Genomic DNA, 16,928 nt, shown 5'->3' on the forward strand with positions numbered 1-16,928 from the left:
TGAAGCGGCACGAAAAGCCCGATCCCTGCGGATCGGGTTTTTTTATGCCTGCAACAAACGCATCAGCCTATCGACACCAGCGAGAAAGCCTGCTGCTCGAACATTTCATCGGTAGCCCTGCGGCCGGCGTGATCGACCACGTTTCCTGGTGCATTTTCATGCAGCGGTTTGGTCTTTATACGCCGCTTGAATTTTTCGGCGCGAACCAGAAGTGCTTCAGAAAAGGGCGTTCCTCGCAATAAAAGTGCGGTGTACAACTTGTCCATCTGATGGGCGGAATTCTTGAACACTGTGGACATCCCACTCTTCAGGTTCAACGCTATACCGTAGCTGTTGCCGAGGCAGGAAGAGTACGACCAATAATCCCAGGTCGATTGCACGCCTTGCCTGCGTAACACGCTTCTGACCGGACCGCCGATGTCAGTGCCCGTCGACAACCAGTCTCCCCCAACGAGGGTGGCGCGAATGTCTCGAGGTGACCCTCCCATTCGCGTTAATACTTCTCTGACGTTGCGCTCGATTAACGAGCGGATATTGTGATCAAAATGAATGACCGCCCCTATCTTCGTCGTCGGGTTGTATAGCGATGCAATCACACAAGTCTGGGCATTCAGTGAATACAGATAGTTGTCCTGCAAGGCGGGGGCGAAACGCGCCACCACGGCCTCGCCCTGCATCGCCCCCCGGCCCACCAGCGGCTCGACGCGACCAGGAAACGCATCGCGCAGTTCGTTGATCCGACCCAGGTTGCGAACCTGGTCATTACCACCGCGTAACCCGACCCGTTCATGCGTCCATTTGCCGCCGGCTGTCAAACGGATCGGCCGCTGATAGATCGCATAGGGGCGACTCGCATCGATCAGGCTAAGCCCCTCGAAGTGAGGATTCTTCTTGACCTGGTAATATTTGCCCTTGTGGCGAATGTAGTACGCAGGTTGAGCGTGCGTCGCATTGGGCGCGCTGCGCCAGGTGCCGAAAAAGATACTGTCATCGGTCACTGCCCGCAGATTATCAGGAGTTTCGGCGACAGCCTGCCTGGGCTTGAAGCGCACCTCTCGCACCATCGGCAAGGTTTCTTTCGTTCTTGCCGGTGTCCCGCTCTTCAGGCGCTCGGCCAGTAATGATATGGGCCTTACCGTCTGCTTCAGGCTTCTGAGTGCTTGCCCGAGGAGTTTGATTGCACTGCCTGCGCCGACCATGGCGAACAGAGCTCCCCAGGATGCTTCCAGCCAGTGCAACAGTGCTGCGTCTGTATCACCCTCCTGATGGGCGCCAATGGCTTGAGTGACACTGGCGGCAACAAACGCGGCATCCAGCAGCAAAGCGAAGGGCGGGAAAACAATGCAAAAAGGCGCTGCTGCGAACACCAGCCCCTTGACTACCTGCTTTTCGATCACCTCGGCGCGACTGGTGGTGATGTCTGCTACGTCAGTGACCGCCCGTTCAATGCAGGCATTGAATTCTCCCCGGCAATCACCCACACGCTGCCACTCGTATAGCGTATCGACGTGCATGTTCTTCGCTGTCAGTGCCCGCAAATAGCGCGAAACGGCTTGCCGCGCGCCTGCGGCCACTCGCGACATTACGTAGTCATTCAGCGCGCCTGCCGTTTCCCCGCAGAAACTCTCATATCGGCGAAACGTCACGCCATCGGGAGCGTCCGGCATGTAAAGCCAGCTAGCCGCATCAGGGTCAAACCAGACAAAAACATAAACCCCCAACACGATATGCCCACCAATTGTGAACCGGAACACGCCGTCATGGGCCACGATACTGGCTCCCGAGCCCCGCCCGCTCGGTAACTCCCCATTGCTCAACCGGGAGACTTGCCGGACCAGCGCAATGTAAGCCGTCTCACTTATTTGCTCTTTACTTCTGGCGACCCGCAGGTCACGGTCCATTTTCGACAGCAACACATTGCGATAGGCATATCGGCGACTGTCATAAGCCGGATCGCGCGAGTCGAGGTATTTGTCTCGAATCTCTCTGGCGTAGGCGTCTCCCAGATAGGCCCTGCGCAGGTACAGCGCCAGTTCAGCACTGCGCAGCTGACTCAGGTCCTGGCCGACAGACGAGCGTACGCCGCGATCCGGATGGTTGATCCCCCTGTTTTCATCGTATCCGTAAATGGCCAGATCGAGCAGACTGGAGACTTTCGACTTGTAATCATTGCCGGGCTCACTGTGGTCAATCAGGACCGTGGCAGGATCAACCGGCTCCAGCACATTACGGCTGCGCAGATACGGTGTAATCGCTTCGGCGATGGTGCGTTTGGCAAAATCGACGAAGACCTCGTAGCCGGTCAGCAGCTCACTGAGAACCTGCTGATGAACCTCTAACTCCTGATTGAGGCTGCTGATGCGTCGTCGTGGCTCAAGCCCAAGCGCCGCGTACCAGCCTGGCGAGTGGTCCTGCTCAACCTGCTCGAGATTGTTTGCAAGGCCCATTTGCGCGGCGTCATCAACGCAATCGACGAACGTCTTTGTGCCGCGCCTGATGTCGCGGCTCATGCCCCACAAGCGAGGATCGTTCGACACACTGAACAGATACGCCCGCGCTTTATCCCCGGTTTCCGGCGAGAGCTGCCGCAACAGATATTCACGTCCGGACTCGGTCTGGGTCCATCCCCACAATTCACCGCTCAACTCCACAAGTGAAGGCAGTCGGACCCACTCCTGGCCGTCTGGCTTGTTGGGCGCATACAACAGCAGATCGCTAACACCGCCGGCAGCTTCTTCGCGATAGAACAGCAGCAGATCGGCACACTTCATGCCGTTGGGCAGCGTCAAACCGCAGACGCGCAAACGGGTTACCGACGCTTCGCCATCCCATACCTGTTCGAGACGCTCATGGTCGGCGACCGATAAATGCCCGGCACACCGGGCAACAAAAGCACTTTGCTTGAGTCGCTGCGAAAACCAGGCGCTCAATGCCTCTTTTACGTCTTCGCGCTCGTATTGCCGAACGAGCTCGTGGTGGTAGTCCGTGGGAAGATCCTGCGTCGCCAGCATGTCGGCAATGAAGGGCGATTCCAGTGGCTGATTACGCAGAGGCGTGTCACTGGCCAATCCCGCCACCGAGGCGAAATCCCGACCAATCGGCCCGCCGGCGAGCAGCTCGGTCAGGCTTCGGTTCTGCGTCCGCTCACCAACCGCCGAACGCCACGCCAACCGCACCAGGGTCGTGTCCGGTTCGACCTGCATGTCCAGCTGCAACTGGATGAAGTCGATGGCTCGCTGTCGAGCGTAGGCCTGCAACGAACCGTAGCCCTCAAGCAGGTTGTCGAGCACGGCCTGGGCTTGCATGGTCTGTTCCTGATGGTCATGAAGCAAACGTCGATCGGGTTCCTTCAACACTCGCAACCAGTGCGGCAATTGCTCGAAGGCCAGCGCCTCGATAATTTTGCGCTCCCGGGGCGATGCCAGTGAGGTCAATCGATACCGGCGCGCGCCACGCTCCTGGATTTTTTCAATTCTGTTGCGCAGTCGAGCTGCCGTCAGTCCGGCAAGCTGCTCGGGATGGAAGAGTTTTTCGATCTCATCGATATATCGCTGCAGCTTGCGCTCGATCATACGGTCGAACCGTGGCTCCAGCTCCTTGGTCTGCCAGTGATCATGGAGATATTGCTTGTACTGCTCAAGACAATACGCAGCGACCGTATCAACGGTGCGGATGACTGTCTCACGGCGATCGGCAGGTAACCCCGGGTCCGCCCCTCCGGGCCAGCGATAAGGTGCGTCCCTGACGGCGACGAAGATCAGCGGTTTGCCGTCTATGAGCTTTTGCAGCACGGCATCGACAAGGGAAATGACGAAACCCGGATCGATAACCCCATCAGGGTAATGAATGCGCAATTCGATCAATGCGAAGTGTTCAATCGCTTCCAGCAAGGTCATTTGGCTACCGAGGCGCTTGTCCGTCATCACCTGCCAGCGTGTCACCCGCAGCAGCACTTCCTGCGCAGTCCCCGCCGGCTCAGTCGTTGTCGGCAACGTGTCGCCTGCAATCCCTTGTTGATCCGTCATATCGCCCAGCCCTTTATGCCTTGAAGTGAGCCCTCACTCTATTGGCCACTCATCCGCCTCCGGCGATACATATGTATATCGAACCAGGGAATCTGTAACAGTAAACGGCCGTGTCCACTTTGCCGGCGACCTGGCGTAAACTGCGCGCTTTTGCAGCTTCGGGCTGCCCCACAGATTTTCAAAGGTGCCCGCCATGCCTTGGCTGCAAGTTCGTCTCGCCATCACTCCGGAACAAGCCGAAACCTACGAGGACGCGTTCCTTGAAGTCGGCGCCGTCTCGGTGACGTTCATGGATGCCGAAGACCAGCCGATCTTCGAGCCGGAACTCAACACCACACCGCTGTGGTCGCACACTCATCTGCTGGCCCTGTTCGAGGGCGGCACCGAAGCTGCGCCGGTCCTGGCCCACCTCGAACTGCTGACCGGCAGCCCGCTGCCCGAGCACCACAGCGAAGTCATCGAAGATCAGGACTGGGAGCGCAGCTGGATGGACGGCTTCGAGCCGATGCGTTTCGGCCAGCGTCTGTGGATCGTGCCGAGCTGGCACGCCGCGCCGGAACCCGACGCGGTCAATCTGCTGCTGGACCCGGGCCTGGCGTTCGGCACCGGCACCCATCCGACGACGGCACTGTGCCTGGAATGGCTTGACGGCCAGGACCTGAAAGGCTGCAACGTGCTGGATTTCGGCTGCGGCTCGGGAATTCTGGCGATTGCCGCGCTGCTGCTCGGCGCTAAAGAAGCCGTTGGCACCGACATCGACGTACAGGCGCTGGAAGCTTCGCGCGATAACGCCGGGCGCAACAACATCGCCGACGAGTTGTTCCCGTTGTACCTGCCAGAAGATCTGCCGCAGGTTCAGGCTGACGTGCTGGTCGCCAACATTCTCGCCGGCCCGCTGGTGTCCCTGGCGCCGCAACTGTCCAGCCTGGTCAAGTCCGGCGGGCGCCTGGCACTGTCCGGCATCCTCGCCGAGCAGGGCGAAGAGGTCGCGGCGGCTTATGCGCAGGACTTCGACCTCGACCCGATTGCCAATCGCGATGGCTGGGTGCGCATCACCGGGCGTCGGCGCTAAAATGACCGCTTGCCTGAACCGGATCGCCGCATGACCGACAGTTTCGTCACCCAGTGCCCGCATTGCCAGACCAGCTTCCGCGTCAACCATGCTCAGTTGAGCGTGGCCCGCGGGGTGGTTCGCTGCGGCTCTTGCCTGCAAGTGTTCAACGCCGCCAGGCAGTTGCTCGAGCAACACGCCGGCAAGGATCCGGTGGCACCGTCGGTAGCCCAACCCGCTCCGGCAGCGCAATCGCCGGCCGTTGACACAGCCGCACCGCGGGCGATCAGCCAAAAGCAATGGAGTGCCTCGGAGCTGGACCTGGACAGCCTCGATCTGGACGAGGAGCTCGCCCGCCTCGAACAACGCGAGATCCAGCCGATCAGCGAATTCAGCCGCCCGCGCGAAGACGCCTTGAGCGCCCGCCGCGACAGCCCGGAACCGGACGAAGCCGTCTGGCCGGACAGCCTGTTCAGCGAACCTGCCAACGAACGTCCGCAAGACCTCGAAGACGCCCCGCCGGCGGTCGAGATCGAGCCGGTCAAATCCGCGCGCACGGAACCCTCGCTGTCGCTGGAACCGGTGGACCTGGATGACGAGCCGGCGATCCCGCAACTGCGCCTGCACGATCCGATCGATCCGAACGCCCGTCGCGAGCGCCTGTCAGCCGACGAAGACGACGACTTGCCCGCGATCGAACCGCAGCGCAAGAAACGCGGTCGCGCCGAGCCCGGCGTCCGCGCCGAAGTGCTGCAAGACCTGACCGACGACCCGCTGCAACTGGACTGGCAGAAACGCCGTTCGCCGTGGGGTCGGCGCCTGCTCTGGCTGGTGCTGGTCGTGCTGGCAGCCGCCGCGCTGGCCGGCCAGTACATCGCCTATCACTTCGACGAACTGGCGCGCCAGGATCAATACCGCCCGTGGTTCCAGCAGGTCTGCCCGCAGATCGGCTGCACCGTGCCATCGAAGGTCGACATCGCCAAAATCAAAAGCAGTAACCTGGTGGTGCGCAGCCATCCCGAGTTCAGCGGGGCGCTGGTGGTCGACGCGATCATCTACAACCGCGCCACATTCTCCCAACCGTTTCCATTGCTTGAGCTACGCTTTGCCGATCTCAACGGTCACCTGATCGCCAGTCGCCGCTTCAAGCCCGGCGAATACCTCAGCGGCGATCTGGAAGGCCTGGCGGAAATGCCGCCGCAAACACCGATCCACATCGCGCTGGATATTCTCGATCCAGGCCCGAAAGCGGTGAATTACAGCCTGAGCTTCCACTCGCCCGAGTGAACGGCTGGACCGGCTCCGGATTGACGGCGGTTTTCTGACTGCACCCCATGCAACCAAACCGCTGGCGATAACGGAATAACTGTTCAGATTTTGTTCAATTGAGCCTTTAACCAGTCATCGAGAGCGGGTATCATGCCAACCCTTTTTCGAACTCTCATGATCCGGCCCCACTTCAGGGAAGTCCTATGTCGGCGGTACGCATCGGCCCATACACATTGCAGAACGGCTTGATTCTCGCCCCGATGGCGGGCGTCACCGATCAGCCCTTTCGTCAGCTGTGCAAGCGTCTGGGCGCAGGGCTTGTCGTCTCGGAAATGGTCACCAGCGACATGAGCCTGTGGAACACCCGCAAGTCGCGCATGCGCATGATCCACGAAGGCGATCCCGAGCCACGCTCGGTACAGATTGCCGGTGGCGATGCGCAGATGCTGGCGGATGCGGCCCGGGCGAACGTCGAGCTGGGCGCGCAGATTATTGATATCAACATGGGTTGCCCGGCAAAGAAGGTTTGCAACAAGGCCGCCGGTTCCGCGTTGTTGAAAGACGAAGCACTGGTGACCGAGATCCTGCAGGCCGTCGTGGCGGCAGTCGATGTGCCGGTCACCCTGAAGATCCGCACGGGCTGGGATCGCGACAACAGGAACGGCCTGACCGTGGCGAAGATCGCCGAACAGGCCGGGATCACCGCGCTGGCCGTGCATGGCCGCACGCGCGCCGATCTGTACACAGGGGAAGCGGAGTACGACACGATTGCCGCGATCAAGCAGGCGGTGTCGATTCCGGTGTTTGCCAATGGCGATATCGATTCGCCGCAAAAGGCCCGTTACGTGCTCGACGCGACCGGTGCCGATGGCCTGCTGATAGGCCGTGCCGCCCAGGGGCGGCCATGGATTTTTCGCGAGATCGAGCACTTCCTGCGTACCGGCGAGCAATTGCCGGCACCGGAGCTGATCGAAGTGGAACACATTCTGCTTGAGCATCTGGCCGCCCTTCACGCCTTCTATGGGGACGTGATGGGCGTGCGCATTGCCCGCAAGCATGTGGGCTGGTATCTCGCAACCTTGCCGGGCGCCAGGGAGTTTCGCGCCCGTTTCAATCGTTTGGATGGTACGGAAACACAATGCGCCAACGTTCGGGAGTTCTTCGCCGAGCGTTACAAGAGCCTGACAGGGGACGAAGAAGGGGTGGCCGCATGACGATGATGACCGAGACTTTAGTGAGTGGAACAGCACCCGTGAGCGACAACGTGAATTTGAAACAGCACCTCAATACGCCGAGCGAAGAAGGCCAGACCCTTCGCGGGAGTGTCGAGAAGGCGCTGCACAATTATTTCGCCCACCTTGAGGGCGCGTCCGTCACGGACGTGTACAACCTGGTGCTTTCCGAAGTCGAGGCGCCCCTGCTCGAAAGCGTGATGAACTACGTCAAGGGCAATCAGACCAAGGCCAGTGAGCTGCTGGGACTGAACCGCGGCACACTGCGCAAGAAACTCAAGCAGTACGATCTGCTGTAAGCATTCAATCAAACCAGAAAGGCGCCCGCGTAAAAAACGGTCGCCTTTTTTGCTGACTTCCTTTGCTTTTGATGGAAATTGAGATGACCGACCAGACTACCCGCCTGCCGATCCGCCGCGCCTTGATCAGCGTTTCCGACAAGACCGGGATCCTCGAATTCGCCAGGGAGCTTGAAGCCCTGGGCGTCGAGATCCTCTCCACCGGCGGAACGTTCAAGTTGCTGCGCGACAACGGCGTTGCCGCAGTGGAAGTCGCGGATTACACCGGTTTCGCCGAGATGATGGACGGCCGGGTGAAAACCCTGCACCCGAAAATCCACGGCGGCATCCTCGGTCGTCGCGGTATCGACGACGCGATCATGAGCGAGCACGGCATCAAGCCGATCGATCTGGTGGCGGTCAACCTCTATCCGTTCGAAGCCACCATCAGCAAGCCTGGCTGCGACCTGCCGACTGCCATCGAGAACATCGATATCGGCGGCCCGACCATGGTCCGTTCGGCAGCAAAAAACCATAAAGATGTAGCGATCGTGGTGAATGCCAGCGATTACGCCGACGTCCTGCAAAACCTCAAGGCCGGTGGCCTGACCTACGCCCAGCGTTTCGACCTGATGCTCAAGGCCTTCGAACACACTGCCGCCTACGACGGCATGATCGCCAACTACATGGGCACCGTGAATCAGGCGGCCGAAACCCTGACCACCGAAGGTCGCAGCGAATTCCCGCGCACCTTCAACAGCCAGTTCATCAAGGCTCAGGAAATGCGCTACGGCGAGAACCCGCACCAGAGCGCGGCGTTCTACGTTGAAGCCAAACCTGCCGAAGTCGGCATCGCCACCGCGACCCAACTGCAAGGCAAAGAGCTGTCGTACAACAACGTGGCCGACACCGACGCTGCGCTGGAATGCGTGAAGAGCTTCGTCAAGCCAGCCTGTGTGATCGTCAAGCACGCCAACCCGTGCGGCGTCGCTGTCAGCCCGGACGCCGAAGGCGGTATCCGTCAGGCCTACGAACTGGCCTACGCCACCGACACCGAGTCGGCCTTTGGCGGCATCATCGCCTTCAACCGTGAACTGGATGCCGAGACCGCCAAGGCGATCGTCGAGCGTCAGTTCGTTGAAGTGATCATCGCGCCATCGGTCAGTGAAGAAGCCCGCGCCATCGTCGCGGCCAAAGCCAACGTGCGCCTGCTGGCCTGCGGCGAGTGGTCGGCTGACCGCGCTGCTGCCTGGGACTACAAGCGCGTCAACGGTGGTCTGCTGGTACAGAGCCGCGATATCGGCATGATCAGCGCCGATGACCTGAAAGTCGTGACCAAACGCGCCCCGACCGAGCAGGAAATCCACGACCTGATCTTCGCCTGGAAAGTTGCCAAATACGTTAAATCCAACGCCATCGTCTACGCCAAGAACCGCCAGACCATCGGTGTCGGCGCCGGCCAGATGAGCCGCGTCAACTCGGCGCGCATCGCTGCAATCAAGGCTGAGCATGCCGGTCTGCAGGTTGCCGGATCGGTGATGGCCTCCGATGCGTTCTTCCCGTTCCGCGATGGTCTGGACAACGCGGCCAAGGTCGGCATTACCGCCGTGATCCAGCCGGGTGGCTCGATGCGTGACGCTGAAGTGATTGCCGCTGCCGATGAAGCCGGTATCGCCATGGTATTCACCGGCATGCGCCATTTCCGTCACTGATTCAACCGGAACGAAATGTGGGAGCGGGCTTGCTCGCGAAGGCGGTGTATCAGTCAAAGCTGCATCAACTGACAGGCCCATTCGCGAGCAAGCCCGCTCCCACATAAAGCGCACCTGCGGCGTCTATAGAATTTGAGGTTTTTGAAATGAATGTTTTGATCATTGGCAGCGGTGGCCGTGAGCACGCCCTGGCCTGGAAAGTGGCTCAGGATCCGCGCGTGCAGAAAGTCTTCGTTGCACCGGGCAACGCCGGTACGGCGATTGAGGCCAAGTGCGAAAACGTTGCCATCGACGTACTCGCCCTTGAGCAACTGGCCGACTTCGCCGAGAAAAACGTCGCCCTGACCATCGTCGGCCCGGAAGTGCCGCTGGTCGCTGGCGTGGTCGATCTGTTCCGTTCCCGTGGCCTGGACTGCTTCGGTCCGACCGCCGGTGCTGCGCAACTGGAAGGGTCGAAAGCCTTCACCAAGGATTTCCTCGCCCGTCACAAGATCCCGACCGCCGATTACCAGAACTTCACCGAGATCGAGCCGGCCCTGGCTTATCTGCGCGAGAAAGGCGCGCCGATCGTGATCAAGGCCGACGGTCTGGCTGCGGGTAAAGGCGTGATTGTTGCCATGACCCTGGCCGAAGCCGAAGACGCCGTGCGTGACATGCTCGCCGGCAATGCGTTCGGCGATGCCGGTTCGCGCGTGGTCATCGAAGAATTCCTCGACGGCGAAGAAGCTTCGTTCATCGTCATGGTCGACGGCAAGAACGTCCTGCCGATGGCCACCAGCCAGGATCACAAACGCGTCGGCGACGGCGACAGCGGCCCGAACACCGGCGGCATGGGCGCTTACTCCCCTGCCCCGGTGGTGACCGCCGACGTGCATCAGCGCGTGATGGACCTGGTGATCTGGCCGACCGTGCGTGGCATGGCAGAAGAAGGCAATGTCTACACCGGTTTCCTCTACGCCGGTCTGATGATCGACAAGGCGGGCAATCCGAAGGTCATCGAATTCAACTGCCGCTTCGGTGATCCGGAAACCCAACCGGTGATGCTGCGGCTGCAATCGAGCCTGGTCTTGCTGGTCGAAGCCGCACTGGCCCAAGCGCTGGATAAAGTCGAAGCACAGTGGGATCCGCGTCCGAGTGTCGGCATCGTGCTGGCCGCTGGCGGCTACCCGGGCGATTACGCCAAGGGCGCAGCGATCAACGGCCTGGAGGCTGCCGCGAATCTGGAAGGTAAAGTCTTCCACGCCGGTACCGCATTGAAGGACGACAATGTCGTCACCGCCGGTGGTCGCGTACTTTGCGCCACCGCCATGGGCGCAAGCGTCAGCGAAGCCCAGCAGCAAGCCTATAAACTCGCGGCGGCCATCGACTGGCAAGGCTGTTTCTACCGCAAGGACATCGGCTACCGCGCCATTGCCCGTGAACGTGGCGAAATCCAGGAATAAGCGGTCCACCTCGCCCGGCGCGCAATGCCATTGCTCGCCGGGCTGTTCCGCCGTCGCGCATCGTTATATTCTGGCTTCAACCTACGAAGGGATCTCGCCGTGCGCTGGCTCAGGAATGCCATAAGCTTCACCGTCACTTTGCTGACCCTGCTCTGCATGCTCCCGGCCCAGGCCGCCCAAGGCAGTGGCTGGTCGGTATTGCTTGACGATCAGGGCAGCCTGCAACTGAGCGATATCCGCTCCCCTCGCTACACCAATCAATTCAGCCCCATCGATCTTGAGCGCCTCACGGCGGCCGAACCCGAGGGGGCCTTGTGGCTGCGTTTCAGGCTGGCACCGGGCAAGCACGAACAAGTGCTGCGCATCTTTGCCCCTGACCTGTCACAGCTCAATCTTTACGTGCTCGACGGCGACAAGCTGATCGAGCAACGCAACACCGGCACCGACCAGCCACAGGCTGAGCGGCCCCTGCCGAGCAGCGACTTCATGCTGCCGCTGCCGCTGAGCGACAAGCCCCTCGACGTTTATCTGCGCATGGTCTCCGACCATCAGTTGCGCCCGCACATTACCCTGCAGTCTGCGGTAGTCAGCGCGGCCAATCAGACCCAGACGCTGATTTTCGGCCTGCTGTTCGGTTGTCTGGGCATGCTGTTGCTGCACAATCTGGTGCGCTACGCCTATTCCCGCTCGCGCAGCAGCCTGTGGCTGGCGGTCTGTGAAGGTCTGCTCGGGTTGAGTCTGCTGCTGTTGCTCAATCTGGCCGGGCCGTGGTTGCCGAACTGGCATGCCTTGCAGACACCCGGCGCCTATCTGGCGTTGCTGTTGACCGCCCCGGCCGGGCTGATGTTCGCCTTGCGCTTCTTCTCCCCGCTCGGGCCGCACCCGCTGAACAAGCTGTTGCTGACAGACATTGTGCTGATCGTGACGTGCAGCCTGCTGTTGCTGTTCGTCAACACGCTGCCGCTGAACATCATCACCTATGCGCTGGTGGCGCTGGCAGGCCTGAGCATGTTGCTGGTGGGGTTCTACCACTGGCAGAAAGGCTACCGGCCGGCGCGTCTGTTCGTCGCGGCGATGGTGGTGTTCAACATCGGCACGCTGATCATCCTTCCGGCGTTGCTGGGATTGACCCTGGTCGCGCCGCAAGGCCTGATCATGACGTTGATGGTGTTCATCTGCATCAGCGGCCTGCTGATGAGCATCGCCCTGGGCGAGCGACAGCGCAGCATCACCGAAAGCCGTTTCAGCATCAGCCGCGACCTCGCCGCGAGCAATGCCGAGATCAACGCCAAAGCCGAATTCCTCGCCAAGATCAGCCACGAAATCCGCACCCCGATGAACGGCGTACTGGGCATGACCGAGTTGCTACTCGGCACGCCGCTCTCGGTCAAGCAACGCGACTACGTACAAACCATCCACAGCGCCGGCAACGAACTGCTGACCCTGATCAACGAGATCCTCGACATCTCCAAGCTCGAATCCGGGCAGATCGAACTGGACGACGTACAGTTTGACCTCAACGCCCTGATCGACGACTGCCTGAGCATCTACCGGGCCAAGGCCGAGCAGCAGAATGTCGAGCTGATCAGTTTCATCCAGCCGCAAGTGCCGCGCGTGATCAGCGGCGACCCGACGCGCCTGCGCCAGACCCTCCTGAGCCTGCTGGAAAACGCCCTGAAAAAAACCGACGAAGGCGAAGTGCTGATCGTCGTCGCCCTCGATGAGCGCAGCAGCAAGCCGCGCCTGCGCATCGCCGTGCAGGACAGCGGCGTGCCGATGGAGGCGGAAGAACGCGATGCGCTGATGCACGCCGAGCTGCACAGCAAACACTTTCTTTCGGCCAATCGCCTGGGCGGCAATCTCGGCCTGGTGATTGCCCGGCAACTGATTCGCCTGATGCACGGCGAGTTCGGTATCAAGAGCGGCGCCACGGCGGGCAGCACCTTGTGGCTGACCCTGCCGCTGGACCCGGACCGCCTGGAACACCCGACCTCGGATCTGGACAGCCCGCTGCAAGGCGCACGGGTGCTGGTGGTCGACGACAACGACACCTGCCGTAAAGTGCTGGTGCAGCAATGCAGCGCCTGGGGCCTGAATGTCAGCGCCGTGCCTTCGGGCAAAGAAGCGCTGGCGTTGCTGCGCACCAAAGCGCACCTGCGCGACTATTTCGACGTGGTCCTGCTCGACCAGAACATGCCCGGCATGACCGGCATGCAGCTTGCGGCCAAGATCAAGGAAGACCCGAGCCTTAACCACGACATTCTGCTGATCATGCTCACCGGCATCAGCAATGCGCCGAGCAAAATCATCGCGCGCAATTCGGGGATCAAGCGCATTCTGGCCAAACCGGTGGCCGGCTACACCCTCAAGACCACCCTGGCCGATGAGCTCAACCAGCGCAACAAAGGTCAGGTGGTGTTCCAGCCGCAAGTCGTCACGGCCGCCACCGCCGCCAAGGTGCCGAGCGACTTCCGCATCCTCGTCGCCGAAGACAACACGATCTCGACCAAAGTGATTCGCGGCATGCTCGGCAAGCTCAACTTGCAACCTGATACCGCCAGCAACGGTGAAGAGGCGCTGCAAGCGATGAAGGCCCAGCGTTACGATCTGGTGCTGATGGACTGTGAAATGCCGATCCTCGATGGTTTCTCCGCGACCCAGCAGCTGCGGGCCTGGGAAGTCAGCAACCAGCGCATCCGCACGCCGATCGTCGCGTTGACGGCGCACATCCTTGCCGAACACAAGGAACGCGCGCGTCAGGCGGGCATGGACGGGCACATGTCCAAACCCGTCGAGCTGTCGCAGTTGCGCGAGCTGATCGAACACTGGGTCGCGCAACGCGATCAGCAGAATCGAACAGCATCGACCTTCTGAATGAGTTCGCGCCGCCCTTCGATCAGATGTCGAGGCTACTCAGGTATTTGAGCGAGCCAGACACCACTGACTTTTTTACCTTTTCCCGAAACTGGGCGTAATGCAACGTGTTGAAGGTAATGACAGCAATCTGTTCAACGCTATTGTGGATAATTGCCGGATTGCCACCGAAGAGAAAACCGCTGACCTGTTGCCTGACCTGGAATTGCCGGTGATAAATGCCCATCTGCACTTTGTTCGGGCCGCTCGGGAGGCAGGGAATCATTTGAAAGTAGCCGACATTGCCGCGCAGGCTTGTGTCCTCGAACAGTTTGAGCGCCGATGTGTTGCGCTCCATGGCCAGCAGCGCACGCCGCACAGGCTCGGAATACGCCTCGCCGATGACAGTCTCGATGCCCTGCACTGCCTGACCGGCCATCCGAGCACCAGACGGTGTCAATGCAGTTGGTTTCGGCACGTCCCACCCGATAACCCTGAGCACGTTCCTGTAGTACGTGAACCAGTCCCCCACCAGCCCATCCTGTAACGCCGCTCGCGTCGCGTTTTGCGCAAAAGCGGTGCTCATGTAGATGTCCTCTCGCTGGGATGCTTGCACGCCGTTGGCGAATGCCACGACGCTGCCTCCCACCACCGCAGCCTGCGGCGCAATCAGTGCTGTCATGGTGTAATTTCCTTTGGCAACGTCAACACCGCCACACTGCCGGCAAGCCTGTCCGCGACTTTCCTGGCAATCGCATCGCGCGCGACCCCATACCGGGTTTCGGAAAGGTTCGCCCGGGCGTGATACACCTGAACCGGACCTTGAATATCGCCCGCTTGGTAGATCTGCTGAAATGGATTGGGGCTTAACGCTTCTCGCGTCTTGAACTCGGCGTAGACGCTTGTGATCGAGGTGGGAGAATCCGCGCAAATAACCAGCAAACGCACCGGCGTCATCGTCGCTGGCAAATCGCTCGAACCAGCCGCTGCAGGCTTGTTCATGTAACTGTGCAGCCGTTGGAGGGCCGCGTCGTCGCTCGGCAATTGTGCAATCTTCGCCAGGATGGTGGCCATTACACGCTGTTGCAGCGGCGCATGACGGGGCAACGCCGCGGTAAACAGTTGCAACGCCGTTTCTGCAGTGGTGCTGTTGATTTGCCACGTCTCTCTGGATTTTTGCTGGCGCAGCCAGAAATCATCCAGAACCTGCACATAAGCGCTGTACCAATTGATATGCCGATTATTCTCGGTCTGTTTATTGGCCACCAACTGCGCCAGCAACGTCGCCTCGATCAACCCACTGTAAACTTCCTGCCCTTCATGCTCAGGAACTATCAATATACACGCACCGACAACCAGAGTTGAATACTCGCTCTCCATATTACTTCCTCCCCAACAAAAAAAGGCAGTCATCATGACTGCCTTTTTTAATTAATCAGATGTCATATTCTTCGATCTTCGACACAACGTTAAGGCCCAGCCTGTTCTTGATTGTCTCGCGCGCTGCGTTAGCGACCAAGGTGTTCTTTTCAAACACCGTTTCGCCGCGGTACAACTTCACGTCACGGACATCTACATCCACAAACAGCACTTTGGTCGAAGTGTTACGGCGCAGAAAACGAACCGCTCCAACCGCCATGATGGCTTCGCCGTTTACTTCGGTGCACGCGCCTGCCGAAATACCGCCTACGCCATTGTTCAGCACATTGCGCTCATAAAGGGTCAATGCGGTATCACGTTTCGTCAGAGCGGCGATCGCGTCTCCCGCCACCTTCAGCATCAGCGCCGTCGAAGGGCCTGGCAGGGCAACGCCAGCAATGACCGAGCCGAGGATTTCGAGCACCAGCTTGTCCATCCGGACACTGGTGCCCGAGATTTGCAGATCGCTGTAGTATTTGCTGATAGGCGTCCAGCCCGCACTGGTCATGACGTCGCGGAACAGCATGTACCACTCTCGCCCTTGATCTTCGCGAGGGTATTTCTTGTTAGCGACAAGGCTGGCGAAGAGAAAGGCGTTTTGTGCGTCGGATCGGTTTTCACCACTGATGTTTCCCGAGAAGGACAAGATACCTTCGCCGACAATGGAGCCCTTGGTCGGGGCCTCTACAGCGTCGCCTGAGTTCAGCCCAAGCGAAGAACTGCGACTTTGAATAACAAACTCTTCGTCAATTTCATAGCATTGCAGATCATTAACGCAATTGGCTACATAGCTTTGTTGCAGCACTAGACTATTCACTTTTATTTCCTTATTTATATTTAAACAAGCCCTCATGAACTTGCAAAACAACAATAGCCAAGCCACCCACCACTGCACAAACAAAAACATGTAACACCCATTATCAACCCCCCCTGCACAACTAACAAAGATTAAAAAGCAGCGGACCTGTTCATTTAAAAGCCGATACCCCAAGCCCTTGCGCGACTGATAGACTCCAACCCACTCACTACTTGCAGCGAGCCAAAACCATGCTCCATGTGCTGTTCAGCGTTTACCTGAAGATGCTGGTGCTCTATAGCCCGTTCTTCGTATTGTCCTGTTTCATCAGCCTGACCCGCGGCTACTCGCGCAAGGAGCAACGGCGCCTGGCCTGGAAGGTTGCGGTGGCGACCCTGGTTTCAAGCGTTTTGCTGTATTTGTTCGGGCGAGTGATCTTCGATGTGTTCGGCATCACCGTGGATGCGTTTCGCATCGGTGCCGGCAGCGTGCTGTTCATTTCGGCGCTGGGCATGGCCCAGGGCAAACCGGCGGTGCAGGCTGATAATGTGCAGCAGGACGTGACCATTGTGCCGCTGACCATTCCGTTGACGGTGGGCCCCGGCACCATCGGCGCACTGCTGGTGATGGGCGTCAGCCAGCCGCACTGGGACGACAAACTCACCGCGATCATGAGTATTGCGCTGGCAAGTTTCACAGTGGGCGTTGTGCTGTATCTGTCCAATCGTATCGAGCGGATTCTCGGCGACCAGGGCTTGCAGATTGTCAGCCGTTTGATGGGGTTGTTTGTCTGTGCTTTAGCGGCGCAGATTATCTTTACTGGAGTGAAGGGTTATCTGGTGCCTTGAGCG

12 protein-coding genes are annotated in these 16,928 nt (G+C 59.7%); 8 read left to right on the plus strand and 4 right to left on the minus strand.

Going from position 1 to position 16,928, the window contains the following annotated elements:
- Window positions 1-62 precede the first annotated feature (62 nt).
- Window positions 63-4,025 (minus strand): type III effector 1, encoded by a 3,963-nt coding sequence (locus HU755_RS10945; RefSeq protein ID WP_186632393.1) that lies wholly within the window; start codon window positions 4,023-4,025, stop codon window positions 63-65.
- 193 nt (window positions 4,026-4,218) lie between these two features.
- Between HU755_RS10945 and prmA the strand changes: the two genes are divergently transcribed.
- The 7 genes from prmA to HU755_RS10980 all read left to right on the plus strand — a co-directional run bounded on the left by prmA (window position 4,219) and on the right by HU755_RS10980 (window position 13,883).
- Window positions 4,219-5,097, plus strand: a complete 879-nt coding sequence (gene prmA / locus HU755_RS10950; RefSeq protein ID WP_186547491.1) for a 50S ribosomal protein L11 methyltransferase — start codon at window positions 4,219-4,221, stop codon at window positions 5,095-5,097.
- 30 nt (window positions 5,098-5,127) lie between these two features.
- Entirely contained in the window at window positions 5,128-6,363 is a 1,236-nt protein-coding gene (locus HU755_RS10955; protein ID WP_186632396.1) for a DUF3426 domain-containing protein, read from the plus strand.
- Window positions 6,364-6,548: 185 nt separating this feature from the next.
- The gene (gene dusB / locus HU755_RS10960; protein ID WP_186547495.1) at window positions 6,549-7,559 is read left to right on the plus strand and encodes a tRNA dihydrouridine synthase DusB; all 1,011 of its coding nucleotides are present in this window, start codon (window positions 6,549-6,551) and stop codon (window positions 7,557-7,559) included.
- The gene (fis, locus tag HU755_RS10965; protein WP_003221275.1) at window positions 7,556-7,876 is read left to right on the plus strand and encodes a DNA-binding transcriptional regulator Fis; all 321 of its coding nucleotides are present in this window, start codon (window positions 7,556-7,558) and stop codon (window positions 7,874-7,876) included. Before dusB ends, fis begins: the two co-directional genes overlap by 4 nt.
- Window positions 7,877-7,959: 83 nt before the next feature.
- Complete coding sequence (gene purH, locus HU755_RS10970; RefSeq protein ID WP_186632399.1) at window positions 7,960-9,567, plus strand: bifunctional phosphoribosylaminoimidazolecarboxamide formyltransferase/IMP cyclohydrolase; 1,608 nt, start codon at window positions 7,960-7,962, stop codon at window positions 9,565-9,567.
- A gap of 146 nt (window positions 9,568-9,713) precedes the next feature.
- Window positions 9,714-11,009 (plus strand): phosphoribosylamine--glycine ligase, encoded by a 1,296-nt coding sequence (gene purD / locus HU755_RS10975; RefSeq protein ID WP_186547499.1) that lies wholly within the window; start codon window positions 9,714-9,716, stop codon window positions 11,007-11,009.
- A gap of 99 nt (window positions 11,010-11,108) precedes the next feature.
- Window positions 11,109-13,883, plus strand: coding sequence for a response regulator (locus HU755_RS10980; RefSeq protein WP_186632402.1), 2,775 nt, complete (start codon window positions 11,109-11,111; stop codon window positions 13,881-13,883).
- Between the two features lie 22 nt (window positions 13,884-13,905).
- Here HU755_RS10980 and HU755_RS10985 read toward each other — a convergent pair whose 3' ends face one another.
- Genes HU755_RS10985 through HU755_RS10995 form a run of 3 tightly spaced genes read right to left on the minus strand, consistent with a single transcriptional unit; the run spans window position 13,906 to window position 16,098 of the window.
- Window positions 13,906-14,544, minus strand: a complete 639-nt coding sequence (locus HU755_RS10985; protein WP_186632405.1) for a hypothetical protein — start codon at window positions 14,542-14,544, stop codon at window positions 13,906-13,908.
- Complete coding sequence (locus HU755_RS10990; protein WP_186632408.1) at window positions 14,541-15,242, minus strand: hypothetical protein; 702 nt, start codon at window positions 15,240-15,242, stop codon at window positions 14,541-14,543. The genes HU755_RS10985 and HU755_RS10990 overlap by 4 nt, the downstream gene beginning before the upstream one ends.
- A 55-nt stretch (window positions 15,243-15,297) precedes the next feature.
- Complete coding sequence (locus HU755_RS10995; protein ID WP_186632410.1) at window positions 15,298-16,098, minus strand: hypothetical protein; 801 nt, start codon at window positions 16,096-16,098, stop codon at window positions 15,298-15,300.
- Window positions 16,099-16,328: 230 nt separating this feature from the next.
- On the opposite strand from HU755_RS10995, the gene HU755_RS11000 reads away from it, so the two are divergent.
- Window positions 16,329-16,925, plus strand: a complete 597-nt coding sequence (locus tag HU755_RS11000; protein ID WP_025111770.1) for a MarC family protein — start codon at window positions 16,329-16,331, stop codon at window positions 16,923-16,925.
- The last annotated feature ends 3 nt before the right edge of the window (window positions 16,926-16,928 follow it).

It is taken from the genome of Pseudomonas sp. SWRI111 (assembly GCF_014268555.1).
In the GTDB taxonomy this organism is placed as follows: domain Bacteria; phylum Pseudomonadota; class Gammaproteobacteria; order Pseudomonadales; family Pseudomonadaceae; genus Aquipseudomonas; species Aquipseudomonas hamedanensis.

Bases quoted from the DNA above. Each gene is read 5' to 3' on its own strand.
- HU755_RS10945 (WP_186632393.1), bottom strand. From the start codon at position 4,025: ATGACGGATCAACAAGGGATTGCAGGCGACACGTTGCCGACAACGACT.
- prmA (WP_186547491.1), top strand. From the start codon at position 4,219: ATGCCTTGGCTGCAAGTTCGTCTCGCCATCACTCCGGAACAAGCCGAA.
- HU755_RS10955 (WP_186632396.1), top strand. From the start codon at position 5,128: ATGACCGACAGTTTCGTCACCCAGTGCCCGCATTGCCAGACCAGCTTC.
- dusB (WP_186547495.1), top strand. From the start codon at position 6,549: ATGTCGGCGGTACGCATCGGCCCATACACATTGCAGAACGGCTTGATT.
- fis (WP_003221275.1), top strand. From the start codon at position 7,556: ATGACGATGATGACCGAGACTTTAGTGAGTGGAACAGCACCCGTGAGC.
- purH (WP_186632399.1), top strand. From the start codon at position 7,960: ATGACCGACCAGACTACCCGCCTGCCGATCCGCCGCGCCTTGATCAGC.
- purD (WP_186547499.1), top strand. From the start codon at position 9,714: ATGAATGTTTTGATCATTGGCAGCGGTGGCCGTGAGCACGCCCTGGCC.
- HU755_RS10985 (WP_186632405.1), bottom strand. From the start codon at position 14,544: ATGACAGCACTGATTGCGCCGCAGGCTGCGGTGGTGGGAGGCAGCGTC.
- HU755_RS10990 (WP_186632408.1), bottom strand. From the start codon at position 15,242: ATGGAGAGCGAGTATTCAACTCTGGTTGTCGGTGCGTGTATATTGATA.
- HU755_RS11000 (WP_025111770.1), top strand. From the start codon at position 16,329: ATGCTCCATGTGCTGTTCAGCGTTTACCTGAAGATGCTGGTGCTCTAT.